This is a genomic window from Listeria grandensis FSL F6-0971 (assembly GCF_000525835.1).
In the GTDB taxonomy this organism is placed as follows: domain Bacteria; phylum Bacillota; class Bacilli; order Lactobacillales; family Listeriaceae; genus Listeria_A; species Listeria_A grandensis.
Genome location: NZ_AODD01000001.1, coordinates 86,529 through 111,478, shown reverse-complemented (window position 1 = coordinate 111,478; position 24,950 = coordinate 86,529). Strand labels below are relative to the sequence as shown.

24 protein-coding genes, 2 pseudogenes and 1 CRISPR repeat array are annotated in these 24,950 nt (G+C 42.6%); of the genes and pseudogenes, 7 read left to right on the top strand and 19 right to left on the bottom strand.

What is annotated here, in order from left to right; genetic code table 11:
- A partial coding sequence (locus PGRAN_RS16695) for an Ig-like domain-containing protein (protein ID WP_036064126.1) occupies positions 1-1,826 on the top strand: 1,826 nt, incomplete at its 5' end.
- 131 nt (positions 1,827-1,957) lie between these two features.
- On the opposite strand, the gene PGRAN_RS00515 is transcribed toward PGRAN_RS16695, so the two are convergent.
- The 9 genes from PGRAN_RS00515 to PGRAN_RS00475 form a co-directional block, all read right to left on the bottom strand.
- The gene (locus PGRAN_RS00515) at positions 1,958-2,785 is read right to left on the bottom strand and encodes an FUSC family protein (RefSeq protein WP_036064123.1); all 828 of its coding nucleotides are present in this window, start codon (positions 2,783-2,785) and stop codon (positions 1,958-1,960) included.
- On the bottom strand, positions 2,782-3,693 hold the full coding sequence (locus tag PGRAN_RS00510; RefSeq protein WP_036064122.1) for a hypothetical protein: 912 nt from the start codon (positions 3,691-3,693) through the stop codon (positions 2,782-2,784). The genes PGRAN_RS00515 and PGRAN_RS00510 overlap by 4 nt, the downstream gene beginning before the upstream one ends.
- A 163-nt stretch (positions 3,694-3,856) precedes the next feature.
- The gene (locus tag PGRAN_RS00505) at positions 3,857-4,516 is read right to left on the bottom strand and encodes a potassium channel family protein (protein ID WP_036064120.1); all 660 of its coding nucleotides are present in this window, start codon (positions 4,514-4,516) and stop codon (positions 3,857-3,859) included.
- A 17-nt stretch (positions 4,517-4,533) separates the two neighbouring features.
- Positions 4,534-5,172: a response regulator gene (locus PGRAN_RS00500; RefSeq protein WP_036064118.1), complete on the bottom strand. Its 639-nt coding sequence runs from the start codon at positions 5,170-5,172 to the stop codon at positions 4,534-4,536.
- On the bottom strand, positions 5,169-6,224 hold the full coding sequence (locus PGRAN_RS00495; protein WP_036064117.1) for a sensor histidine kinase: 1,056 nt from the start codon (positions 6,222-6,224) through the stop codon (positions 5,169-5,171). The genes PGRAN_RS00500 and PGRAN_RS00495 overlap by 4 nt, the downstream gene beginning before the upstream one ends.
- Complete coding sequence (gene liaF / locus PGRAN_RS00490) at positions 6,221-6,934, bottom strand: cell wall-active antibiotics response protein LiaF (RefSeq protein WP_036064115.1); 714 nt, start codon at positions 6,932-6,934, stop codon at positions 6,221-6,223. Before liaF ends, PGRAN_RS00495 begins: the two co-directional genes overlap by 4 nt.
- A gap of 160 nt (positions 6,935-7,094) precedes the next feature.
- Complete coding sequence (locus PGRAN_RS00485) at positions 7,095-7,964, bottom strand: CvfB family protein (RefSeq protein ID WP_051998360.1); 870 nt, start codon at positions 7,962-7,964, stop codon at positions 7,095-7,097.
- Between the two features lie 108 nt (positions 7,965-8,072).
- Positions 8,073-8,765: a copper homeostasis protein CutC gene (locus PGRAN_RS00480; protein ID WP_036064111.1), complete on the bottom strand. Its 693-nt coding sequence runs from the start codon at positions 8,763-8,765 to the stop codon at positions 8,073-8,075.
- Between the two features lie 130 nt (positions 8,766-8,895).
- On the bottom strand, positions 8,896-9,405 hold the full coding sequence (locus PGRAN_RS00475) for a PTS sugar transporter subunit IIA (protein WP_036064109.1): 510 nt from the start codon (positions 9,403-9,405) through the stop codon (positions 8,896-8,898).
- Between the two features lie 217 nt (positions 9,406-9,622).
- Here PGRAN_RS00475 and PGRAN_RS00470 point away from each other — a divergent pair, with 217 nt between their 5' ends.
- Positions 9,623-10,465: a mechanosensitive ion channel family protein gene (locus tag PGRAN_RS00470; protein ID WP_051998358.1), complete on the top strand. Its 843-nt coding sequence runs from the start codon at positions 9,623-9,625 to the stop codon at positions 10,463-10,465.
- 88 nt (positions 10,466-10,553) lie between these two features.
- On the opposite strand, the gene PGRAN_RS00465 is transcribed toward PGRAN_RS00470, so the two are convergent.
- The 6 genes from PGRAN_RS00465 to PGRAN_RS00440 all read right to left on the bottom strand — a co-directional run bounded on the left by PGRAN_RS00465 (position 10,554) and on the right by PGRAN_RS00440 (position 15,414).
- A complete protein-coding gene (locus PGRAN_RS00465) occupies positions 10,554-11,684 on the bottom strand; it encodes an N-acetyldiaminopimelate deacetylase (protein WP_036064105.1) in 1,131 nt (376 codons plus the stop codon).
- A gap of 77 nt (positions 11,685-11,761) precedes the next feature.
- Positions 11,762-12,472 carry a 2,3,4,5-tetrahydropyridine-2,6-dicarboxylate N-acetyltransferase gene (gene dapD, locus PGRAN_RS00460; protein ID WP_036064102.1) on the bottom strand — a complete coding sequence of 237 codons (711 nt, stop codon included), beginning with the start codon at positions 12,470-12,472 and terminating at the stop codon, positions 11,762-11,764.
- A gap of 49 nt (positions 12,473-12,521) precedes the next feature.
- Positions 12,522-13,400: a LysR family transcriptional regulator gene (locus PGRAN_RS00455; protein ID WP_036064100.1), complete on the bottom strand. Its 879-nt coding sequence runs from the start codon at positions 13,398-13,400 to the stop codon at positions 12,522-12,524.
- A 16-nt stretch (positions 13,401-13,416) separates the two neighbouring features.
- On the bottom strand, positions 13,417-13,851 hold the full coding sequence (cbpB, locus tag PGRAN_RS00450; RefSeq protein ID WP_036064099.1) for a cyclic-di-AMP-binding protein CbpB: 435 nt from the start codon (positions 13,849-13,851) through the stop codon (positions 13,417-13,419).
- Between the two features lie 765 nt (positions 13,852-14,616).
- Positions 14,617-14,841 carry a YkuJ family protein gene (locus PGRAN_RS00445; RefSeq protein WP_036064096.1) on the bottom strand — a complete coding sequence of 75 codons (225 nt, stop codon included), beginning with the start codon at positions 14,839-14,841 and terminating at the stop codon, positions 14,617-14,619.
- A gap of 354 nt (positions 14,842-15,195) precedes the next feature.
- Positions 15,196-15,414 carry a hypothetical protein gene (locus PGRAN_RS00440; protein ID WP_036064094.1) on the bottom strand — a complete coding sequence of 73 codons (219 nt, stop codon included), beginning with the start codon at positions 15,412-15,414 and terminating at the stop codon, positions 15,196-15,198.
- A gap of 262 nt (positions 15,415-15,676) precedes the next feature.
- Between PGRAN_RS00440 and PGRAN_RS00435 the strand changes: the two genes are divergently transcribed.
- Both PGRAN_RS00435 and PGRAN_RS00430 read left to right on the top strand, forming a co-directional pair.
- On the top strand, positions 15,677-16,090 hold the full coding sequence (locus PGRAN_RS00435; protein ID WP_036064091.1) for a YkyB family protein: 414 nt from the start codon (positions 15,677-15,679) through the stop codon (positions 16,088-16,090).
- 49 nt (positions 16,091-16,139) lie between these two features.
- Positions 16,140-17,290, top strand: a pseudogene (locus PGRAN_RS00430) (aminotransferase class I/II-fold pyridoxal phosphate-dependent enzyme).
- 50 nt (positions 17,291-17,340) lie between these two features.
- Here the strand turns inward: PGRAN_RS00430 and PGRAN_RS00425 are convergent.
- From PGRAN_RS00425 to PGRAN_RS00415, 3 genes and pseudogenes are all read right to left on the bottom strand, one after another.
- Positions 17,341-18,202, bottom strand: a pseudogene (locus PGRAN_RS00425) (NAD(P)-dependent oxidoreductase).
- A gap of 163 nt (positions 18,203-18,365) precedes the next feature.
- Positions 18,366-18,914: a CRISPR direct-repeat array (repeat unit 29 nt; unit sequence ATTTACATTACACAATACTTAGATAAAAC).
- 269 nt (positions 18,915-19,183) lie between these two features.
- On the bottom strand, positions 19,184-20,902 hold the full coding sequence (gene ptsP, locus PGRAN_RS00420) for a phosphoenolpyruvate--protein phosphotransferase (protein WP_036064090.1): 1,719 nt from the start codon (positions 20,900-20,902) through the stop codon (positions 19,184-19,186).
- Entirely contained in the window at positions 20,902-21,168 is a 267-nt protein-coding gene (locus PGRAN_RS00415) for a phosphocarrier protein HPr (protein ID WP_036058844.1), read from the bottom strand. Before PGRAN_RS00415 ends, ptsP begins: the two co-directional genes overlap by 1 nt.
- Before the next feature lie 325 nt (positions 21,169-21,493).
- On the opposite strand from PGRAN_RS00415, the gene PGRAN_RS00410 reads away from it, so the two are divergent.
- Together PGRAN_RS00410 and PGRAN_RS00405 are read left to right on the top strand one after the other, a co-directional pair.
- Positions 21,494-21,685 (top strand): YkvS family protein, encoded by a 192-nt coding sequence (locus tag PGRAN_RS00410; RefSeq protein WP_036064088.1) that lies wholly within the window; start codon positions 21,494-21,496, stop codon positions 21,683-21,685.
- Between the two features lie 101 nt (positions 21,686-21,786).
- A complete protein-coding gene (locus PGRAN_RS00405; protein ID WP_036064086.1) occupies positions 21,787-23,262 on the top strand; it encodes a phytoene desaturase family protein in 1,476 nt (491 codons plus the stop codon).
- A gap of 20 nt (positions 23,263-23,282) precedes the next feature.
- On the opposite strand, the gene PGRAN_RS00400 is transcribed toward PGRAN_RS00405, so the two are convergent.
- Entirely contained in the window at positions 23,283-24,083 is an 801-nt protein-coding gene (locus tag PGRAN_RS00400; protein ID WP_036064085.1) for a hypothetical protein, read from the bottom strand.
- 157 nt (positions 24,084-24,240) lie between these two features.
- Between PGRAN_RS00400 and PGRAN_RS00395 the strand changes: the two genes are divergently transcribed.
- Positions 24,241-24,852, top strand: a complete 612-nt coding sequence (locus PGRAN_RS00395; protein WP_036064083.1) for a CPBP family intramembrane glutamic endopeptidase — start codon at positions 24,241-24,243, stop codon at positions 24,850-24,852.
- Positions 24,853-24,950 lie beyond the last annotated feature (98 nt).

Here is a 24,950-nt window from a genome sequence, read left to right as displayed (position 1 = left end):
CTCTAACAAGCAATTCCACGACGATAACGGGAACAGGGGAACCGAACGCAACGATCGTTATTAAAAACGGCGACACGCAAATCGCTTCTGGTAGTGTAGCGGGCGATGGCAAATTCTTGTTCAACATCACGAAACAAGCGGGTGGTTCTACCATTACGGCAACCGTGACGAAAGCAAGCAATGGCAAAACATCCACGGCAACACAAACGATACCAATCGCTACTACGACGATCGGTGCCTTAACCACTGATTCGATCCTAGTATCTGGAACAGGCGAACGGAACGGGACGATCGTCATCAAGAATGGCGCGACACAAATCGCTTCTGGTAGCGTATCAAGCACTGGTACCTACTCGCTGAGTATCGCCAAACAAGCCGCAGGCGCTACCATCACAGCAACCGTGACAGCCAATGGCAAAACATCGAGTGCGAGCACCAACGTCGTCGATAACAGCATCAAGGCAACGACGCTTAACGCGCTGAACACGAATTCCACGAGTGTATCTGGAACAGGCGAACCAAACAGCGCCGTCGTTATCACAAAGGGCGCAACAATCCTTGCTTCTGGCACGACGGACGGGAATGGTAAATACCAAATAGCCATCGCGAAACAACTAGCCAATACGACGATAACTGCAACGGTGACCAAAGCAAGCAATAGCAAAACGTCGAGTGCGAGCAAGACCGTCACAGCAGTCGTTCTCGATTATAGTTTGACAGGGCCAGAAACGTATGACCTTGGTAGCAAAGCGAATATCACCGGCACTTACGGCGCCAATGTAACCTATGTTCGTTTACGTGTGACAGGGGCGAGCGGTGATGTGACGATCAAGAAACAAGTGAGCACAACGACGTCAAGCAACGCCTACAATCTGGGTGATATCTCGACGTACGTCGACGCCACGACACAAAAACTTGAAATCATTGCCGTCGATGCGAAATACAACGTAGTCAACACGGTCGTTGTAGCCATCAATAAAGACACGCTCGATAACAAGCTAACAGGTCCAGCAACCTACACGATTGGGGATAAAACAGCGGTCAAGGGTGAATACGGTACAAATATAGCGTATGTCCGCCTCCGCGTCACACCTGCCGGTCAAACAACAGGAACGATTGTCCGTCAAGCAACCCGCTCCGCCGGTAATTATGACCTCGGTGATATTTCCACACTGGTCACAGATGCAACAAGCACCGTCGAAATTTTAGGCGTAGACGCGAAGTATAATATCGTGAAAACCCTCAAAGTCACGGTGAAAGCACCAACCGTCGACAATAAACTCACCGGTCCTGCATCGTACACTGTTGGCGATAAGACAGCGGTCACTGGTACTACGGGTACAGGCGTAGCCTTTGTTCGTTTGCGTACAGGAAGCGATGTGAACAACATGGCGGTTGTGCGCCAAGCAACGCCAAGTGCTGGCACCTATAACCTAGGTGATATCTCTGGTTTAGTCAAAGATACATCCGGCGTCGTACAAATCGTAGCGCTCGACAAAGGCTATAATATCATCAACACGCTCACGGTAACCGTGAAAGCAGCCGCAGCATTGGATAACACGTTAACCGGGCCTGCCTCGTACACGTTTGGCGATACCACCGCGATTACAGGTACAGTTGGTACGAACGTTTCCCATGTGCGTCTACGTGTCACACCAGAAGGTGGCACCGCAGCGATCAAGAAAAATATCAACCTTCTGCCTGGCGCAACTGATTATGACCTCGGCAACATTGCAGGATTAGTCGCCAATGCCACAGATAAAGTCGAAATTCTAGCATTAGACGCTAGTTACCAAGTAGTCAACACGATGGACTTGATGAACTAAGAAAACAGCTAGCAGCTTAACTACAACAGGCTAGCGAACACAAAACAAGACTAGGTTTCCGAACAACTCTTCTGGTTGTATCTCGGAACTAGTCTTGTTTTCTTATTGATGCTCATTTGTCGGTGCTTTTCTCACATTGTTACAATCTCTTTCTTCGTTCGTACATACATTTCCTCCAACTTCTGCTCATGAAAAGCGACCACTTCATCTAACACTGTCGTCGGATGGTGATATAACACTTCCATATTTTGCAACATTTGCTCTAAATCATGTATCAACAAAAGCATCGGCTCCGCATCCCCGATTTTCGGGACAAAACTGCTATCATTGACAATATTCATCCGCTCCTGTTTAAGGCCTTGCAATGCCTTCCATGCAGCAAGCAGGTCCTCGTGAATCTCCTCTTTGTTCTGATACTTCGCCCGAACTTCCTCCATTTGAGCCAAACAAACCTTCGCGTGATCATAAAAAACACGATTCATTTCTGATTTCTTTTTTGGATAAAGCGAATAGACAAGGAAAGCTATAGCAAGACCAATCAGCGTATCGAACATCCGATTGTTCACGTAAACAACTGGCTCTCCCTCCCCTTTTCCGACTAAAATCATGATGGTGATAACCGCGATAACTGGCGTGAATTTCCCAACAAAAAGGTAACCCCAAAGCACAGCAATCACCGCCGCAATCGGTATCATCAAGAAATGATTATCCGGCATAATGAAATAGAATAAAACCCCAGTCGCACCACCAAGAATTGTCCCGAAAATCCGCTCCATGCTCGATTTATACGTCGCGCCTTTCGTTAACTGCGCCGTGATATAAATCGCATTAAATACATACGTAGGATAAATAATATACTTACCAAAAAACGGATACAAACATAAACAAATCAGCAAACTAAGCAGCACCTTAGCGACACGAGGATCTAATGTTAAACGTTCTTTCAAAGTTGTCTTCATGCACGCTCTCCCCCTTCTAGTTCCAGAATGCTGCCCCGAATCGCCTGCATCCCCATCACAAATTCACCAATATGAAAATTCAAAATCGCGTCATGATCCGAACTGGCAACAATGTCATCGATTCCAATGGTCACAAGTGCCTCCTGTGACGCCTGACCCACTGCATAATGGCCCAATCCCGAAATAGTGACTAAACTAAAATACACTCGCACATAAGATGCCAACGTCTCCTTATAAATCTCCGCATGTTTCGGGTCCTTCTTTTTCCCCGATGTATATTCATGAATCAACATCTGCGACTGCACGAAAATACCGTATAGCGGTTTGGGATGACCCGCCTCTTTTTTCGTTAAAATGGTATGCAGTTCCTTCTGGAAAAGCCCCATCGTTTGCTTCATCATCATTTGAATCGTCTTCTCCACTGGAATATGGATAAACCGCACAACGAGCCGAACCACTACAAAAAAGAGCGCAACGTCTACCATCGCGATAATTAACACAACCCAATAAGGAACACTCATACCTGTTGTATCTAAGAAAAAGAGCGCCGTCCCAATCGCCATTGTCATAACCATATATTTTTGAGGCATCACGAAATTTATCACGAGAAGCGCAATGATCATCACTACAAAATAAACATAAACACTATTATCAAAAAAAGCCGAAGATAATCCCACAATAATACATGCAAAAGCAAACATTAAACCTATTTTCGACATTGCTTTTTTTGTGAATCCGCTTGTTGGTTGAATCGAAATAATCCCGACCAGAAGCGCAATTGGCATTAAACCAATGAATTTTGGTATGACCAAGGTATGAAATGCAACGCAAATGATTGCAAATACAAAAACCTGCAACATATGTATTAATCCTTTAACTCCCACTTTTGCCAAAATGACTTTTTTCATTCTATGCTGTCCCCTCTTCTATCCGAATTTCGTATTACTTAGAAAGTTTATCACATAATGATCTATTCTGAAAGCTGTATTTCCTTTACCCTCATTTTCTCAGATTCAGACATCGAGACAAAATAAAAAGGCTAGCATATCAACATACTCCGCCTTCTCATTCCTATTGTATTTGCTCTTGAAGCCGCTCAATATCGTCATCGCTACCAATCACGATCAAAACATCGCTCGACTGCAAGACATCCGTTGCTTCGGGCGTAATAATCATCTGCTTATCGCGCTTAATCCCGACAATATTCACGCCAAACGTATTCCTGAAATCCAGTTCGTGGAGGCTTTTGCCAAGGAAACGACGATTGGAAACAGAAATCTCGACCAAGCTGTACTCATCTGAGAGCTCCAGATAATCCAGCATGTTTTTAGAAACAATGTAATGCGCGATTCTGCGTCCCATATCCCGCTCCGGATGAACCACCCGATCAGCGCCTATTTTGTCGAGCAGCTTCGCATGTTTATCATTCGTCGCCTTCGCCGTTACGTATTTCACGCCCATCTCTTTTAAAATCAGCGTCGTCAAAATGCTAGACTGAATATCCTCACCAATCGAAACAATCACATGTTCAAAATTCCGAATGCCCAGTTGGCGCAAAGCATTCTCATCTGTGGAATTACAAATGACCGCATGCGTCGCAATCGACATGAACTCATTCACACGCTCCTCGCTCGAATCGATCGCCAGCACTTCCATTCCTTGCTCCACAAGCGATTTACAAATGCTACCGCCAAAGCGTCCTAATCCAATAACTGCAAATCCTTCTTTCATCGCAAAAATCCGCCCCTTTACTCTTTCTCCACAAGGTCATGTTTGAACGCATAAATCGCCGCTTGCGTCCGGTCTTGCACGTCTAGTTTCGACAAAATATTACTCACATGTGTCTTCACCGTTTTGAGCGTGATAAATAGTTCGTCCGCGATTTCCTGATTCGACTTACCTTCTGCAATCAATAGCAAAATCTCATTTTCCCGATTCGTCAAATCATCGTGCAGGTTCTTCTCCGGTTTAGCCGTCAGACGCTGCATCATTTTTCCAGTCACTTCTGGCTCCAGCACAGAGTCCCCGCCGTATGTAGCACGAATGGCATCCGCAATCTCGCTTGCCGTCGACGTTTTTAACATATAACTCGACGCACCCGCCTCAAGCGCAGGATACACCTTCTCGTCATCAATAAAGCTCGTCACAATAATAATCTTCGCGGTTTTCCACTGACGCATAATTTCCTGCGTCGCCTCAATACCGTCCATTTCGTCCATCACTAAATCCATCAAAATAATATCCGGGCGCAACTCCATCGCAAGCTTCACGCCTTCGAGGCCGTTCTCCGCTTCCCCAACGACTTCCATGTCATCCTGCACCGAAAGATACGCAGAAACACCGATTCGCACCATCTCATGATCATCAACTAGTAACACTTTTATCATTCGTCGTCCACATCCTTTTTCTTCACCAGTGGTATTTTAATCTCCACACTCGTTCCCTTTTTAGGAAAACTAATGATTTTAATCGAGCCGCCAAATTCAGCTACTCGCTCACGCATATTTTGTAAACCGTATGAACCGGCTCGCATTTTATTCATGTCAAAGCCAATACCATCATCGACCACTTTTAAAACGACCAAATTATCAATCACGATCATCCGAACTTCCAGCAAATTCGCCTTTGAATGGCGCAACGTATTGGAAAGCAGCTCTTGCACGATGCGGAACAAGTGATCCTCGATTCCCTTTTGGAATGAAATATCCTCGATTTGCCATTCGACTTGGATCGGAAGCTTCGTCGTCAATTCTTTCAACAACAGCTCGATTCCCGTTTTAAGCGACTTGCCTTCCAGCTGAATCGGGCGTAAATGAAGTAACAGCGCACGCATTTCGGACTGCGATTCATTGACAATCGACTCGACCATTTTCAGCTGTTTCTGCATCGTTGGCGTCGCGTTCTTCGCGCTTTGTTCATTGAGCGCCGAAAGCAACATCATCGCCGCAAAAAGTTGCTGACTCACCGAATCATGCAACTCGCGCGCAATCCGATGCCGTTCCTCTGCTAAAATCGCTTCTTTTGATTGCCCCGTCGTCTCAGCACGTTCATTCGCGATCTCCTGCGTCATCATCGTCTGCGCCTTCATTTTATCACGTAATCGCTCAATTTGCTTGTAAACCTGCTGAATCTCGGCGTAAATTTCCTCCTCATCCGCAGGCTTTTTCTCAAGCTCACCCTGTTCCAAAAGCCGCAGCGAAAAATCAATCGCTTCGAATTTCCGTTTAATAATATAACCAATCACTGCTCCGACGATAAGTCCGACCGAAATCGCCATCAACACGATAAAAACGATAAATGGCAAGTAAAAAATCTTCTTCCCAATCAAAAGGTCATACCATGAAATATTATCACCAGACTGATAGATCACCGTTGTTCCAAGCGAAGCAAGCAGTAACAGACCAGTTGTTGTCGCCATCGAGGCGCGTGTAAACGTCATAGTCTGATCACCTCTAAATCACCAAGCACAACCGAAGTAATAATTTTCACTTTGCGCGGCGCCTTCTCATAATTATCCGAATAAAGCTTAATCGTATCATTTTGTACGACCGTACTCTCCTTATCATACTGCAAATGCCCAAAAATAGCAGAGTGCTCCAGACAAATCCCCAAATCAAATGGTACTAATAAGCGAATCTTCCCAGAAAAACTCCGGATCAAAACAACGCTCTCACCCGTCGGTAAAACTGTGTTCCCAAGGTCAATAATCGTGTCACCAATGCCCGTCTGAATGTTGATATTATCCCATTCATATACCACATCTAGCACCCGTTGATTACCGAACCACTGATTGCGAATAAACGTATTGCGCGGATTCGTATTTTCCGCCGTTTCCTTCGTCTTCACCATCAATAATTGCGGCGCACGCTTGCGACTCACATAATAATACACCGCAAAAATCCCAGCAATAACTAAACCAATTTTAAAAGTTGCTGTCAAAAGAACCGAGATTAAAATAAACACCGCGGCAATAAAAAGTCTTGTCCGTGCTTTCTTTTTCGGAATCCCATCTTTGCGAGACGTAAATAAAAAACAAATTCCGATCGCGAATAATACGAGCAGTTCCCACCTGAAAAGCATCTCAAATGCGATACCAACCGCGACAAGAATTAGAAATAAGAAAATAAACGAACCTTCTAATTTTTTCATCTGAATACACCCCCTTTGTTGTTAAAATTTTGAGCTCGAAAACTCAAGTAACGGGTAAAAAGAATAGTAACTTCTGTCCCCATTATAAATAGTTTGGCGTAGTGATAACAGCCGCTGTAGCTGGAACTATCTCTCCATCTTAAGACTTAGTTTTTCATGCTTACTCCGCTACGTCCTCGATCAAATAGGTGAATCCATCTTCTTGTTTTATACGGCGTTCCTTCATGAGCGTTCCTAAAGCACGCTTAAATTGCGCTTTACTGACTCCAAATTTCGCACGAATCGCATCTGGATCAGATTTATCAGAAAAGGCCATCTTGCCACCAACACTTCGTAAATAGGTCAAAATCATTTCTGCATCGTCGCCTAGCACTTCATGTACACGTCCACGCAGCGATAAATTCAGCGTGCCATCTGGCTTCACAGCGATCACCCGCGCATCTAATTTTTGACCTAGACGCGGCTCCGATGTCCGTTCTGTCTCGTGGATAAATCCGATATGCCCGTCCTCTGTAATCACGAACGTCCCAACTTTCAATAATCGGTAAACCGTCCCTGTCACATTTTGATTAAACATATCTTGGGTCGCTTTTGTCGAGATTGCTTTGAAATCATGCTCCTCGCCTAGCACGCCCCAAATCCGCTCCTTCTCATCGACGCGCAACATGATCATTAGCCGGTCGTTCTTTTTCGGCCACAGATGATTTAGCGCCGGCATGTCATCCATCGAAACAACGACATCTTTTGGAATTCCAATATCCACAAAGACACCCAGATCTTTGCGTACATCCGTCACCGTTCCCCAAGCAAACTTCCCAACTTGCGCTTTCGGGATAATTGTCGTCGCAACAACCTCATGATCATAATCGCGGTAAATAAACACGATTTCCGTATCCCCGACCGCTAAATTCAAGTTGGACGCATTCGTAAGTGGCAATTTCACTTCCACGCCACGCTTTTCTAACATGTAGTATTCTTCCTCTTTTGCAATAACGGCCATCGTTTGCGCCGTTCCAATCATATTTATCAACATTTCCACCTCATTAGTTATTCTGTTCCTATTATAGCTTAAATCAAGAAGCCGGTACAGCCCAATCCACGAAAAAAGCCGAACCAGCACAAGTCCGACTTCCTAACCTTATTGTATCGCTTGCTGCAATGCTCGAACCTTCGCAATGTCCAGCCCCTTACTAAAATCGCCATCCACGCGCGCGCCACCGCCAACATGATATTGCGAGTTGTGCAGCGTCTCCTGTAACATCCCGATATTATCCACCGTCACACCACTCCCCACCAAAATTTCAAAGGAAGTCGCGTCTGCTTGGCTATCCGCCACCCATTTTTTCAAGCGATCGATCGAATCTGTCGCCTTCGCACCACCACCCGATGTCAAAATTTGCGTAATATTATTGCCGTATTCGCGAAGTACATTGTAGGCACGATCGATGTCCTGCGCGCTCTCGATGGCCCGATGGAACGTCAAATCCATGTCACCCTTCCAATCAATCACATTTTCTAGTAAGTCGCGATCGATTTCACCAGACTTCGTCAAAGCACCAAAAACAATGCCATGCGCTCCCAACTCATTCGCCATCAAAATATCTTCCTGCATAATCGCAATATCATAATCATCATAATGAAACGAATGGCTATGCGGGCGAATCATAATCATCGCTGGAACCTTAATATCTTCTGTAATTTGCTTTATCACACCATAACTCGGCGTCAAACCGCCCTCACTAATAGCCGAAACAACCTCTAAACGGTCCACACCAAAATGTTCCGCCTCCGATGCCTCCCGAATGTTCTCAACAATAACCTCAAGTACCAAGATTCCCAACTCCTTTTCTACTATAGTATGTAGCTATGTATTTTATTTTAGCCTAAATCCCCTCGAAAAGAAACGAAAAGCATTGTCCCATATAAATAAATATACGCAACAATGCTTCGCTTACAAGTCCTTATTTTGTTTTAGCTTCAAATACTACCGTTTCACCAGCAACAACATCCGTTACTGCTTTCCAATCAAAATCAAATTTATTCTCCATGCTGTTTGTAACAACCATTGGAATCACTGTGCTACTCGCGTTCTTCTCGATAAAATCAAGATCTGCTTCCACAATTGGTTGTCCCACCGTTACTTTATCGCCAAGAGATACGAGCACATGAAAGCCCTCACCTTTTAACGCTACTGTCTCCAAACCGATATGGACAAGGATTTCCTGACCAAGTTCTGTACGGATTCCAAAAGCATGCTTCGTATCGGCGACCTGAATAATTTCTCCATTAGCAGGCGCTACAACTGTGCCATTTGTTGGTTTCACCGCAATACCTTCACCCATCATTTTTTGGTTGAAAACCGGATCCGGAACATCTTCTAATTGGACTAATTGCCCGGTTACTGGCGCTACTATCGCCTCTTCCTTGTCTTTTTTTAAACATTTTTTTGAACATCTTGTTTCCTCCTTCAATAACTTCCATCCCTTCCATTGTACCCTAATCACACATAAAAGGCATAGAGAAGCGTTCATTACATAACATTACCATCTTCTTACCTGATACGAGAATGAAAATAATGTTGTAGGTTTGGGCAAAGCAACATTTATTTACTGCCTTTTCTCGACACGCTTTCCTTTTATTTGTTAGAATAGATAAGGAACTTTAATTTTACGAAGGACGTGACATATATTGGCGCATATTACGCAATGGTTTTCAAATATAGACTGGAATCTTTTTTGGGCAAAAACAATCTCTGAGGTAGTAAAGATTATCATTTTATTGGCCCTCTATTTTATCTTGAAATGGCTGGGTCGGAAATTGATACGTAGCTTTTTCCTAAGATATCGAACACAACAATTAGTATCCGAAGGGCGAGCGAAAACGTTAGAAAGTCTGATTTTAAATGTCTTTGGTTATTTAATGTTCTTCACATTTGCTATTCTTATCTTACAAAATTTTATCGACATCACAGCTATTGTTGCAAGCGCTGGTATTGCCGGTTTAGCCATTGCATTCGGAGCGCAAGGATTAGTAAGCGATGTCGTGACAGGATTTTTTATCTTGCTGGAGCGGCAACTAGATGTTGGAGATAGCATCACGCTCGATCAAGTGAACGGGAATGTGGAGGCACTGGGGCTCCGAACAACGCAGGTTCGCGATTTCGATGGTACACTACATTTTATTCCTAATCGCCAAATTATCGTTGTTAGTAACCATTCTCGTGGGAACATGAGGATTTTAGTAGATGTTAGAATCGCGCCAACTGCCGATGCCGAGCAAGCTATAGCCATCATTAAACGTGTCTGTGAGCTAGAAAAAGCAAACAACAAAAACATTGTGGATGGCCCGGTAGTTCTTGGTGTTCAAGAGGTTAGCGCCGTAGCTACCGTCATTCGAGTCATCGGGAAAGCAGTAAATGGCGAGCAGTTTGAAGTACAGCGAAACCTTTTAAAAGATATTCGCGAAGAGTTGGTGATTCATCAAATTGAACTACCGATGTCCTACCTAGCACCGTTAGAACCCGGCAAATAAAAGAGGCAGCCTCATCTCATGTGAGCAGGATTCACGTCTTACCCATAAAAGTGGGAATCGTGATATCCTGCTTATTTTATGTCTCCTCTCAAATTTCCGATAGACTTTCTAAATAGCCTGTTAAAACGTCGATGGCAAAAGGGATGGCAGCCTCATTTGGATTTAATTTAGCGTGATGCAGGCTATATTCAGAATCCACACCTAGCCAGAACATAAAACCAGGAATCTTTTCGAGAAAGTAGCCGAAATCTTCGCCAGTCATCGCTTCTTTACAGGCAACATAACTTTCAGGATGCTGTTTTTGCAGGTAGTTGATGAACTTGGAAGTCTCCTTCTCATCGTTGTCGACCTCTATGTAATCAGATCCAGCGTGAAAATTCACTTCACATTGATAAGCTTCCTCCCAGCCTTTTGCTAGTTGCTTCAAGCGTGTCCAAACCGTATTCATCGTTTCTTTGGAAAGCGTACGAATAGTGCCGTCTAAATACGCTTCTTCCGCAATAACATTCTGCGCCTCTCCGCCACGGATCTGACCAATCGTAATAACTGCGGAATCAAGCGGGTCAATATTACGGCTGATGATTGTTTGCATCTGCCCGACAAAAGCACTCGCAGCAACAACCATGTCATTTGCCAAATGAGGATATGCCGCATGCCCTCCTTTTCCTTTGAATGAAATAAATAACTCCGATGTATTCGCAAAAAGGAGTCCCGGTTTAACAGCAATCTGGCCGACTTTATATTCCGGTGCAATATGCAAACCGAGCATCAAGTCTGGCCACCACTCCTTAAACTCTGCACTCTCCATGATTGGCTTAGCACCACCCGGACCTTCTTCAGCGGGCTGAAACACAAACAATAGATTATCTGATAACGGCTTTGCAGCAAAGTTTGTTAATAGACCCAGCGCAATACTCATATGGCAATCGTGGCCACATGCATGCATCTTGCCTTTGTGTAAACTAGTAAAGGGCAATTCCGTTTCTTCTGTAATCGGCAAAGCGTCTATATCCGTTCGATATCCAATTGTTTTTTTCGGCGCCAAGCCTGTTACTCGAACTAAAATACCAGTACGCCATGTTTTCACTTCTAGATTTGCTTGTGGCAATGTTGCTATGTAATCCAATAAAAACTGCTGTGTCTGCGTTTCTTCATAACCCAATTCAGGAATTAAATGTAGTTCCCTACGCAATTTTATAAACGTGTTTAATTCTGTCATCCTCATTTCTCCTCCTAAAAAGGCGCTTATCCCTAGCACAAGCTCTCACTTAAACTAAGAATAACCGCCGATAATTTTTATAACTCGCGAAGTTCTTGCATAATTTCTGTTTTTGATTTTGTTTTTGCATCAATTTTTTTGATTTCTTTTGCCGGAATTCCTGCGACTACGGTGTAAGCTTCGACGTCTTTCGTTACGATTGCACCAGCGGCAACAACAGCCCCTTTTCCAACGCGTACGCCTTCTAAGACAACAACGTTTGCGCCAATCACAACGTCATCTTCTATAATAACTGGTTGCGCGGAAGGTGGCTCTACAACGCCTGCAAGAACAGAGCCTGCACCAACATGGCAGTTCTTCCCTACAGTTGCACGCCCGCCAAGCACAACGTTCATATCGATCATAGTACCTTCACCAATGACAGCGCCAATATTAATACTCGCGCCCATCATGATAACCGCATTATCCCCAATCTCTACTTGATCGCGAATCACAGTTCCTGGCTCAATCCGTGCGTTAATATTTTTCATATCTAGCAATGGAATGGCCGAGTTGCGACGATCGTTTTCCACGACAAAATCTACTAATTTAGCTTTGTTTGCCTCCAAAAGTTCACTAATGACAGCCCACTCGCCGAAAATCGTTCCTGCTTCACCAGTGATAAATGTTTTCACATCTTCTGGAAATGCGATATTAGCAAGGTCTCCTTTTAGATAAACCTTCACGGGCGTTGCTTTTTTGCTATTTTGAATGAATGAAATAATTTGATGCGCGTCCATTTGTTTCATGAATTAATAACCCCTCTCAAATATGTGCTCACCACTAATGATGCCACAGCTAGTAATGAGTTTCAAGATATTGATCTACAATTTCTAAAAACGCCTTCACCTGTGGGAGCGCGAGCGACTGCTCATAGCCAATCAACGACGTATCTCGACTTAATATTTCACCTGACTTATCGACGAGCGGAATTTTATGAATATCCTCGCTAGCACCGATCAGCGTCACTTCTGGCAAAATGGCAAAACCGATACCATTGAAAGCCATTTGACGACATGTCTCAATCTGATCCATCACCATTGCTTGACGCGGCATCTTACCAAAATTGCGTTGCCAGTAGTCTTGAATAACCTGATAATAATTCGAATCACTTTGGAACTGAATAAATGGTCGTTCCGATTCTAATACCTCATCAAGTCGCGTTATTTCTTTGTCTACAAGAAAAAGTTTATCTTGAAAAAGTGGTTTTTGGATACTTTTCCAAGCGACGTTTCCCCTGACAATGCCAACATGTGCAGAACCATCGACGAGCGCTTGATGAATCTCGCTACTCCAGCCAGTTACAACCGAGATATGCACATCTGGATAGGCTTGGATAAGCTGCTTTAGCACGCGTGGAAGCCACATTTGAGCAACAATACTCGCACAAGCAATTTTTAGCGTTCCGCGAACGATGCCGTCTTGCGCTTCTAAACGCTCTTGAATCTGGCGTTCTCGCTCAATCACACGCTCCGCATGTTGCACAATCGCTTCCCCTTCTGGCGTCAGCAGTAGTCCTTTTTGTGTCCGTAAAAAAATCTTGGTCTCCCATCTGCTTTCAATGGTTTGAAGTCGTTGTGAGAGCGCTGGTTGCGATAGGAACAGTTTCTCTGCACTTTTGCGCATATTTAATTCTGCAGCTAGGCATACTAGCAATTCATATTCTGTGACGATCAATCTGGCTCTCTCCTATCTATTCGTGAATATAGCGTTGCACTTGCTTTAAAATGACATGACGAGTGACGATACCTTCAAAAACTCCCTCCCCATCCACGATACAAATAAATGGATTGTCCACAAGTAATTTCACAATTTTTTCGATATCATGCGAATTGGTCAAGACCGGAATTTTGGTTTGCATAACGTCCTCTACTTTAAGTTGTTCTAGACGCTCATACTCAATGCGTTCCATACCCAGAATCGAATCAGTTATCATCGCTGAGCTGATCAGTCCGTGCAATTTGAATTCAAAATCCAGTACCGGAATAACGGAATAGCCGCACTTCGTCAGTACCAGTAATGCATGTTCTAAATTATTTCCCATTTGGACATGCGCTACTTTTTCGGCGGATATAATATAATTTTCTAATTTGTCGTTTAAAAAATTTCCTAATTTACTAGAGATCATACAATCTCCCTCATCTCTGTTCTTTATTGGCCTGTTTGAAATTAGCTCCGAACCATTAGTTATAAGTCCCTGCTACTCTAAGTCCTTAGTATATTTAACCCGAATGAGACAAGTTCAAACCTGCTCACGTCTATTTTACCATAAAGAAAGCCGTTTCAAAAGGATTGGAGGCTGCAAAAAGGATATATGGGTGATTTTGTTGGCGCATTCACTTGCTGGATTAGAGCCCGAATATACATAAGAACAAAGTGAGCATGTCATCCATCAGTGGCTCTTACGATATCCAACGATGAATTAATGCCAAAACAAACAAGAAACAGTAAATTCAGAAGAGCCTAATATGCAATGAAGCAAAGCGAGACTAACAGGCATCTTGGGAATTTCGGGGCCTTCGCTAAATCAAAAATGAGTTGTTTCCTCTCCTAGCATTGCTGTAAATCATATGTAGGCGATTTTGTGACTAATACTTTGTCTGCGCTTGTTCGTGCGCAGTAATCTTGCATGCGGGAATGGTTTGCTTCATTACTTATCCGTGTTATCCGTGCTTCGCGATCTAGCTACAACAGCCTGCCTCTCGAAAATTTCGGGGCCTCCGCAAAAACCAAATGAGGGTTTTCACTGCGTCCCCTAACAATTTCTGTCGAGGCTAAACGGGCTGTTTTCGCTTTTCTTCCACAAAAAGATTACCAAAAGCAACAGAGTTTGTCGTCTTTGGTAATCTTTCCGTTACTATGCTTTTTTTGGAGATTGTTTTACCCTCACAGCTTATTGCAGGATATCGTAGATTTCTAGTGTTGTCATGTCAATATCATCAAACTGATATTTATTGTTGTCTCCATAAATTTCGATTTCATACGAATTTGAAGCGTGGAAATACCTTACTTCACACAACGGTTCACCATCTCTTTCGAACCTTCTTGATTGCGTATCCGCTGATTCGTCCTCTTGCATTGCTTGTAAACGTTGAATAATTCCCAATAACTGAGACATTGTACATTCTCCTCTCTATTCAACCATTGTTTGTCATTTGTTTAAACCATACTAACAGATTTTATCGCACCTTACACCTATTTAGCAAGCGTTCTGTTAAATTTATAATAAACAAATTATTTAAATCTCACTATTACTCGTTTCCTCCTATCCCATCATTTCAAACCTACTTCTCATCCAAAACGCAAAAAAACCACAAAACCAAGTCCAAAACCCGATTTCGCAGCCCCAAATCTATATATCCAAAAAACATGCCCGGCTACAAACGCACTTCATTCCTTTGCATATGGAGGCTCTAATTCGCACTGCTTCAAAGAGCCACAACAAAATGAGCATTTGCCGCCCGCGCTGACCCTAGCCTTGTTTTTTGTTGGTGGTAGAATCTAGCATCATCTTCACAGAACGCATGATTGTTTTGTGGCGGTGAAATCCCTTCACACACACCGTTTGTTCGTTCAAGGTTGTGTATACCTCGCCCCATGAACCTACTGGATTAAAGCCATATACGTGCAATTTCAACATCCCGTCTTTTGTCGGGAAATAAAATGATTCAACTTTACCTGTTTTATTCAATTTCCATCAATCCCTTCCAAAACGCTATCATTAAACTCTAATTGAAAATGATTATCATTATTGATAGTATACTTGAAATTTTTCTAGAACACAAGTCTTCTTGTAAAAAAATTGTCCGATAATTCAAGAAATGTTGCATAATTGCACAAAATCACCAAAATCACCGACACATTTAGGATTTATTTCATTTTTTTCTGTAATTTCCCTTTTTTCTCCACTGATTTTCCGTTATAATTACTATAGCTAAGAAAGGAGGGATACAATGTCTGATGCAAGCAAAAAAATTGCCGAAGCGATCTTTATTGTGAATCGCCATAGCAAGGCCGCAATCGATCCACGCTATCTTTATCAATTAAAGAAAGCTGCGATTGAGAAATTAATCCAAGAAGGCTTTGCGAAAAAGCTAGGTCTACAATTTTCAAATAATCCAAAAAAGTCTTACCAACATTCCAATCTCCTTATTGATTGCCACGGTTTCCTGTTTCATCTTCCACCGCAAAAACAAGATATGAAAAATCTACCACACCTTGGCATGATGCGACCGATTAAAACAACGAACCAAGTTAGGATGTCTTTGTCACATGCAAAGGCAACACTCGAGAATTACACCGGCGTAAAGCCTGATCCTCTCAAAAAATCCGCGTTTTATGAGAATGCCTCCCCCTATTTCCGCTAAAAAGTGCTATGATAGAACTAACTTTAAGAATTGGAAGGGAAGTTTGTCCATGCAAAAAAATTTAAGAACAGCTGTTCAGGAAATTGAGATTAGTGGTATTCGCACATTTAATAATCGTGTTGCGGGTATTCCGGATATGATTCGATTGACGCTTGGTGAACCTGATTTCCCAACGCCTGATCATGTCAAAGTGGCTGCTATCGATGCTATCAATGACGATTTTACAAACTACACGCCAAATGCCGGCACTCCAGAGCTCCTGCAAGCAGCCTCTCATTATTTCTACGATAAATACGACCTTTCGTATAGCACGAAGGAGATCATTGTGACAGTTGGTGCCACAGAAGCGATCAGCACTGCGTTACAAACAATTTTGGAAGCAGGCGACGAGGTTTTGCTACCCGACCCTATCTATCCAGCTACGAGCCGCTCATCCATTTAATGGGCGCAGCGCCTATCAAAATAGACACCACTGAAACAGCCTTCAAATTGACTGCTGAACAGTTACGGGCGGCGATTACACCAAAGACTAAAGCGCTGATTTTACCTTATCCATCGAATCCTACCGGCGTGACGTTGACTGCAGCAGAATTAGGGGAAATCGCGGATGTAGTTCGTGAAACTGATATCTTTGTGATTGCGGATGAAATTTACAGTGAATTAACTTTTTTCGGAGCGCACACTTCTATTGCAACCATGATTCGCGACCAAACAATCGTGATTAATGGCTTATCTAAATCACATGCAATGATTGGCTGGCGTATTGGCTTTTTAATGGCTCCTGAAGCGATTACAAGTCAAATGCTGAAAGTCCACCAATACTCGGTTACTTGTGCATCCTCGATCTCTCAGAAAGCCGCAGAAGAGGCCTTAATTAACGGTAAGGATGACGCGGTTCAAATGCGTACGGAATACAACACACGCGCTGGTTTTGTCCAAGAGCGCCTGAGTAAAATGGGTTTTTCGATCATCGAACCTGATGGTGCCTTTTATTTCTTCGCCAAACTACCAGATCAAATTACCCAGAATTCTTTTGATTGGGCAATCGAGCTAGCGGAAAATGCTAAAGTCGCCGTCGTACCGGGATCTGCTTTTTCAGAAAAAGGAGACCGCTACTTCCGACTATCGTTTGCGGCTTCGTTCAGTCAACTCGCTGAAGCGATGGACCGAATGGCTACATTCATGGAAAAATACGCATAAAAAACGCTGTGCATGGCACCTTTTGGTATCATACGCAGCGCTTTTTTTCATTATTTTTCGTAATACTTAATCAGTGTTTGTGTTCCATTATCAGCATATCCCGCTTCGGCTAGTTGCTGATACATCTGTTCCGCCATCGCGAGCCTGGTAAATCAAGTCCCATTTGCTTCGCCTCATCCAGCGCAATTCGCATATCTTTAATGAAATGCTTTATAAAGAATCCTGGTGAAAAATCCTCTTGCAATACGCGTGGAATCAAGTTTGAGAGCGACCAACTTCCCGCCGCACCTCCCGATATCGACGCCAATACTTTTTCAGGATCCAGTCCTGCTTTTTTCGCATAGCAAATCGCCTCGGTGACGCCAATCATGTTGGAAGCAATCGCGATTTGGTTGACCATCTTCGTATGCTGCCCAGCCCCGCCGAACCTTGCAAAATAACACTTTGTCCCATTGCTTTTAAAATCGGTTCCACAGTAAGAAACGCGCGCTCTTCACCGCCAACCATAATCGTTAGCGTGCCATTTTTAGCACCGATATCCCCACCAGAAACAGGCGCATCAATTACCGCAATCCCCGCTTCCTTCGCATCTTCTGCGATCTGCTTCGCAAGGTTTGGAGAAGATGTCGTCATATCTATCGCAAAACTCCCTGAGCGAAGCGTGGTTAAAAGCCCGTCTTCAGCCAAGTAAAGCTGCTCCACATCTGTTGGATATCCAACCATCGTAATTAGTGCGTCCACATGCGGCGCTAGCTCTTGCGGCGTATCATGCCAGATTGCACCAGCTTCGATAACAGCACCCGCCTTCGATTTCGTCCGCGTATAAATATGTACTTCGAAACCCGCCTTCATCAAATTCTGCACCATACTCGCACCCATCACACCAACACCGATAAATCCAATTTTATTCATTCCAAAACTCCTCCTTCGACTGGTCACTTGTCTATAGAACAAAGTTTACCCGTGGTTACAAGAAAATGCAAATTGGAGTAGTTGTGGATTTTGAAGGCGCATTTATTTTCTGGATTCATTGGATGAAAATTCTATATATTCCAGATAATTATTTGAAGCATCCTCTTACATTTCACATTACTTAGATAAAACAGGTTCAACAGTAGTTTACAAAGGTCAAGTAATTTAATTTACATTACACAATACTTAGATAAAACTGTATCCGCCATCTGAGCAGTAGAACCAAGTCGGATTTACATTACACAATACTTAGATAAAACTTATTAGGGATGCGCGAGGGCGCAGGTGCCCGCCTGATTTACATTACACAATACTTAGATAAAACACAATAAAGTTTAAGTTGTCTCATCGTATTTGGAGGCAATTTACATTACACAATACTTAGATAAAACAGGCGCGGGCGTGAAATTGATGGATAAAAGTCCAGTATTTACATTACACAATACTTAGATAAAACGCAAAAACATTGAGGTGGAAAAAATCAAGCTCATATATTTACATTACACAATACTTAGATAAAACTGCCGCATTATCATCATGCCCCTTGATAGTTCCTAAATTTACATTACACAATACTTAGATAAAACAAGAGGATTAATGGCCCGTGTTCCTGGCACTGCCGCATTTACATTACACAATACTTAGATAAAACCCGTACCCATTTCAGCCCCACTCCCATCATACCTCAAAGGGGCTAATCTGTCGACCGATGACAAAATCGGGATTTCTAGCGCTTGATTTTACAAAAATATTTTATGAAAAGAGCCTAATCGCTGTTGTACCAGTCATTAACAAAAATCTGTCGATCTCCTGTAATTTTTACGCTACTGGAGGTCGACAGATTTTCTCAACAGGTCTTATACTAAAAAGAAAAACCTGAGGAATCTCCCAGGTTTTTCTTCACTCATTCTATTACTCTGATTACTCAGCAGTATATTTGTTAACTAGCGCTACAACTTCTTCTTCTGTTGCTTGTTGTAATGCTTCGTCTGCTAATTTCGCCATCTCTGTACGATCTAAGCGTTTGATTAGAGAACGTGATTTCAGGATGCTTGACGCGCTCATAGAGAACTCATCTAAGCCCATTCCAAGCAACAACGGTACAGCTGTTTGATCGCCAGCCATCTCGCCACACATACCAGCCCATTTACCTTCTTTATGCGCTGCGTCGATAACCATCTTCACAAGGCGTAAAATAGAAGGATTGTACGGTTGATACAAGTAGGATACCTGTTCGTTCATACGGTCTGCTGCCATTGTATATTGGATTAAATCATTTGTTCCGATACTGAAGAAATCAACTTCCTTTGCAAACTGATCCGCTAGAATCGCTGCTGCTGGAATTTCAATCATAATACCAAGTTCGATCTTGTCAGATACGGCTATGCCTTCTGCTGCTAACTCTTTCTTCGCGCCTTCCAAAAGTGCTTTGGCTTGGCGGAATTCATTAACAGTTGCAATCATTGGAAACATGATTTTTAGATTGCCGTGAACACTTGCGCGCAATAAAGCACGTAATTGCGTACGGAATAACTCTTCATTTGCAAAACATAAACGAATCGCACGGAAACCAAGGAATGGATTCATCTCATGTGGTAAATCAAGGTACGGTAACGTTTTATCGCCACCGATGTCTAGCGTACGAACCACTACAGGTTTCCCGTCCATGCCGGAAAGTACTGCTTTATATGCTTCGTATTGCTCTTCTTCGGTTGGGAAGTTATCGCGACCCATGTACAAGAATTCTGTACGGTAAAGTCCGACTGCTTCTCCACCATTCGCGATTACACCTGTCAAATCTTCTGGCGTACCAATGTTGGCGCCAAGTTCCACGTGATGACCGTCTTTTGAAACCGTTGCTTCGTTTTTAAGTTTATTCCATTCTGCTTGTTGTGCCGCAAAATCAGATTTCACTTTTTCATAATGAGCGATTTGGTCAGCTGTTGGGTCAATGATAACATTTCCTTCCAAGCCATCCACGATAATCATTTGGTCCTCTTTCGTATCATGCGTAATTTCGCCAGTTCCTACAACCGCAGGGATTTCTAGCGAGCGCGCCATGATTGCCGAGTGAGATGTACGTCCACCGATATCTGTTACGAAACCTTTAACGAAATTACGATTCAATTGTGCTGTATCAGAAGGCGTCAAATCTTTAGCGACGACAACAACTTCCTCATCAATAAGCGCAGGATTTGGAATTGTCACATTCAAAAGGTGCGATAACACACGCTTACGAACATCACGAATATCCGCCGCACGCTCACGCATGTACTCGTTATCCATTGATTCAAACATGCCAATAAACATGTCTGTCGTTTCTTGTAAAGCAGATTCTGCGTTCACTTTGTTGTTTGTAATATTTTCAGAGATTGGTGTAATAAGTTCTGGATCATTCAAAACTAAAAGATGCGCATCAAAAATTTGAGCTTTATCTTCGCCTAAGCTTTCCTTCGCGATGTCGCGAATCTTTCCAAGCTCCGAACCAGAAACTGCAACTGCATCTTGAAAACGTTTAACCTCGGCTTCTGTATCAGCAACTTCCGTTTTATCAAAAGATAAGTCTGGTTCCACTAATAAATAAGCTTTTGCGATAGCGATACCATCGGATGCTGCGATACCTTTTAATTCCTTAACCATTACTCAGCCAAGCCTTCTTTTTTAAGCACTTCTGTTAGGCCAACGATTGCATCTTTCTCGTCGCTACCTTCAGCGTAAATTGTGATGTCAGCGCCTTTACCAATACCTAAAGACATAACGCCCATGATTGATTTCAGGTTAACTTTTTTGCCAGTGTACTCAATTTGTACGTCTGAGCTGTATTTGCTTGCCGCTTGAACTAATAAAGTAGCCGGGCGGGCGTGAATACCTGTTTCATCGATTACTACAAAGCTTGCTTGTTCCATAATTTACATTCTCCTTCGTATAAGAAATTTTATTGTGACTTTCCTCACTAAAAAAAAATTCAGCAAAAAAAGACTATCCCTCAATTAAAAAGATTACCATGTTTTCGCACCCGACACAACTATTTGGTGCAAATTTCTCGTGAATTTCATGATTTTTTTTTTTAAATCATCGTTTTATGGTAAACCTGTCCATTTACAGACATTTTCACCCGTCCTTTCAAGGGCTTTCATTTGCATTCCCACTGACTTTCAGGCAAAATGGAGTCAAAGTTCTATCTTCAGCGAATTGCTTTATTAACGTTTCTATGAATTGGGAGTGATAAACATGGCAAAAGCACAAGTAGGAGACATTATCGAGTTCAAAGACGGCCTGACAGGAGTCGTTGAAAAAATAAATGAAAACTCTGTCATTGTAGATTTAACACTAATGGAAAATTTCAAAAACCTAGCCATTGAAGAAAAAACAGTGGTGAATCATAAAAATTATAAGATCATACATTCCGAAGAGAAAAGCTGAATGGGCTTAAGTGAGAGCCGAAACAATCCGTTCAAAATGGAGGCTCTAACCTAGCAAAGCACGCTTTCACAAAAACCTCAACCAAAGGGGAGTTTTCAAAAATGGAAAAGAAAAAAATCGTTATCATCGGTGCTGGGCCGGGCGGTTTAGCCGTTGCTATGCAGCTCTCCCAGCAAGGTCATGACGTACATATTTATGAAAAAGCTGCCCAAATAGGCGGTAGGACAGCCATGCTCAAACAGGATGGTTTTTCTTTTGACCTCGGTCCTACTGCGCTGAACATGCCGAATGTCATTACGGGCTTATTTGCCGACTGTGGGCGCAACATTCAAGACTATATTAAACTCGTCTCGCTCGATCCTTTGTACAGTTTATACATGGGAGATGTCGTATTTAGCCCCTCTTCTGATCCAGTCAAAACAAAGGCAGAAATTGCTCGCCTCTTCCCAGGTGAAGAAGAACACTACGATCGTTTTATGCGCGATAATGCTAAAAAAATGGTCTACCTTCTCCCCTTGTGGCAAGAGCCGTTTCCTTCGCTCTGGTCTTTATTTCGTCTGCGAACATTGCGCGCACTCCCAAGTCTAACATTAGGTAATCATCTTGTGGATGAACTTGCCAAATATTTCGAAGATCGCAGATTACGACTTGCTTTTTCTTTTGAAACGAAATTTTTAGGGATGTCTCCGTGGGAAACGCCTGGTGCCTTCTCGGTCATTCCATTCGCTGAACATTATTTTGGCATTTTTCATATTATTGGTGGTATTAACCGCCTCACCTTTGCGATGAGCGAAATCGTCCAAGAAAACGGCGGTCAAATTCATTTAAATCAGCATGTGCAGCAAATAAGCACGGCGAACAAAAAAATTACATCGATTACGCTGGATGATGGCGCGGTTATTACAGGCGATTATTTTTTCCTGAATGCCGATTATGCGTACACGATGAGCCATCTTTTTACAGAATCAAAAGCACCGATCAGTCTGAAAAAATTAGCGAAAAAGAAATACTCATGTTCTGCTTTTGTTATATACCTTGGTCTAAATACAAAATTACCATTAAATGTGCATACGGTCCTATTTCCTGATGATTTCCGGATTCATATGGATGAAATTATGCACCAACTGGCGATTCCCGACGACTTATCGATTCATCTCACATATCCTGACGCTGTCGATAAAACCATGGCGCCACAGGGCATGTCCACCTTACGAATTCTCATCCCGGTTCCAAATAATGAAAGTAAGATTGATTGGGAGAAAGAGTCCCACGCCTTACGCAACAAGGTTTTTAAAATAATCGAGCGAAAACTAGCTATCACTGATTTAGAATCCCATATCGTCACCGAAAAAATGATTACACCATACGATTGGGAACATGATTATCATATTTTCAAAGGCGCCATCTTTAGTTTAACGCATCAATGGTCCCAGTTAGGTCCATTTCGTCCAAGCGAAACGCCTGCCATTAAAAATATGAAAATCGTTGGTGGCGCGACGCATCCTGCTAACAGCCTCCCTTTTATATTGGAAAGCGCTAATATCGCCGTTCAAAAATTTAACAAAGAGCACACTTAAAAAAACCTGTCGCAGACCAATCATGCAACAGGTTTTTTCTTTGTATCGTTTTCTAGACTTAAATAATAGCAAATAGTGAACAGTATATTCCCCGTGAGTGTAATCGCAATAATATTCCACAACCCCATATAGTAGCCTAACACTAGAAAGAAGGAAAGCACTATCCAATATACGAGAACTAGTTCTGACTTTAATGTTGGAAAATGGAGTTTGCCCCACTGATCCGTCAGGCTGAGCATGAAATAAATCATAAGATGCAGAATCAACCCTAACATCCACCAGTTTGCCGCATCAGTCATTTGAATAATCGTGATCGTTGGGCTTTCTGTCGCCAACTGTTTCACTTGCATTGCTACCGGTTCAATCAGCATTTCAAAAACCATGACCATCGTGGCTCCAATAACCGCATAAATACCGCCGCGTAGCCAATCAATTTTTATTTTCAGCGTTATTTCCCGAGCAATAACATGCGTCCCCACAATCAGTACCAGCCAAATGAAACCGAATGCCACCGGGATCCCGTTGATCACCAGTCCAAAATCCGTGGTCACACCGCTTCCATCCCCGCCACTTGTTAAGCTCGTTTGCATCCATTCGATACACGTACTTACCATAAATATTAAGATCGTAATCGCAGACCCTAGCCCTTTTCCGTACTGTAAAATTAAAAATATAACTGCAAAAATACCAGAGACGATAAAAAATAGTGCATGCACTGCCGTCAAACGTACTGGCAATATGTTTAAAACAATGAGTAGTACGGCTATAAAAAACATCGCCATATATAGCCACACAAAAAATCGAAATCTCTTTTCTACCATGAAGGCAATCAACTCCTATCCTCTAATTATATCGGATTTTAGTAAAACTACAATCAATTACAAAAAAATCTGTAATAAAAGAGGTTCCTTGTTGCTAAATATGTGCTTTTCTATTAAAGTATTCATAGATGGTAATGGAGTAAAGAGGTGTAAAACATTGAAAAGCAACAAGATTGATTACCGCCTGTTCATAGGAATTTTACTGGCAGCGGGGTTGATGTATGTCACATTTGAGTATGCATCGGTTTTTTGGTACTTATACGGGGCATCCATGTTATTTCTTATTAGTTGGGTTATTTTAAATGATGAATTAAAGAAACGATATTCTGTCCTAAAAAACATAATTCCAGGTATTTTTAGCGGTATTATCCTTTATATCTTATTTTACATAGGTGCACTTCTATTGAAATTCATTCCTGGAAATTTCGATGCACTCGTTGCAAAAGGATATAACAAATATGAGCCTGAATCACTGCTCATCTGGTTACTACTCGTTGTCGCGATCGTCCCGGGGGAAGAAATTTTCTGGCGCGGCTTCGTTTTAAAACGTCTAGAAAACGATTTAGTCCCCTGGGTGGCAGTCCTCATTATGGCTGCTTTAAACGGGGCATTGATGTTGTTTAGCGGTAATTTTGTTATCGCGTTGGCGGCAGCTCTCGCATCCGTTTTCTGGGGCTTTATGTATGTGCGGCGTCCAAGTTTGTCTCTCGTGATTATTTCACACTGGACATTTAATTTACTATTACTACTAATTTTACCAATCTACTAAATACGAAGAAGAACTAGCAAATCATCACGTTGGTTCTTTTTTTTTGAGCAAAACAGTTGAAAGTCAGTAAAGGTCAGAGTATACTATAATCATAAGGT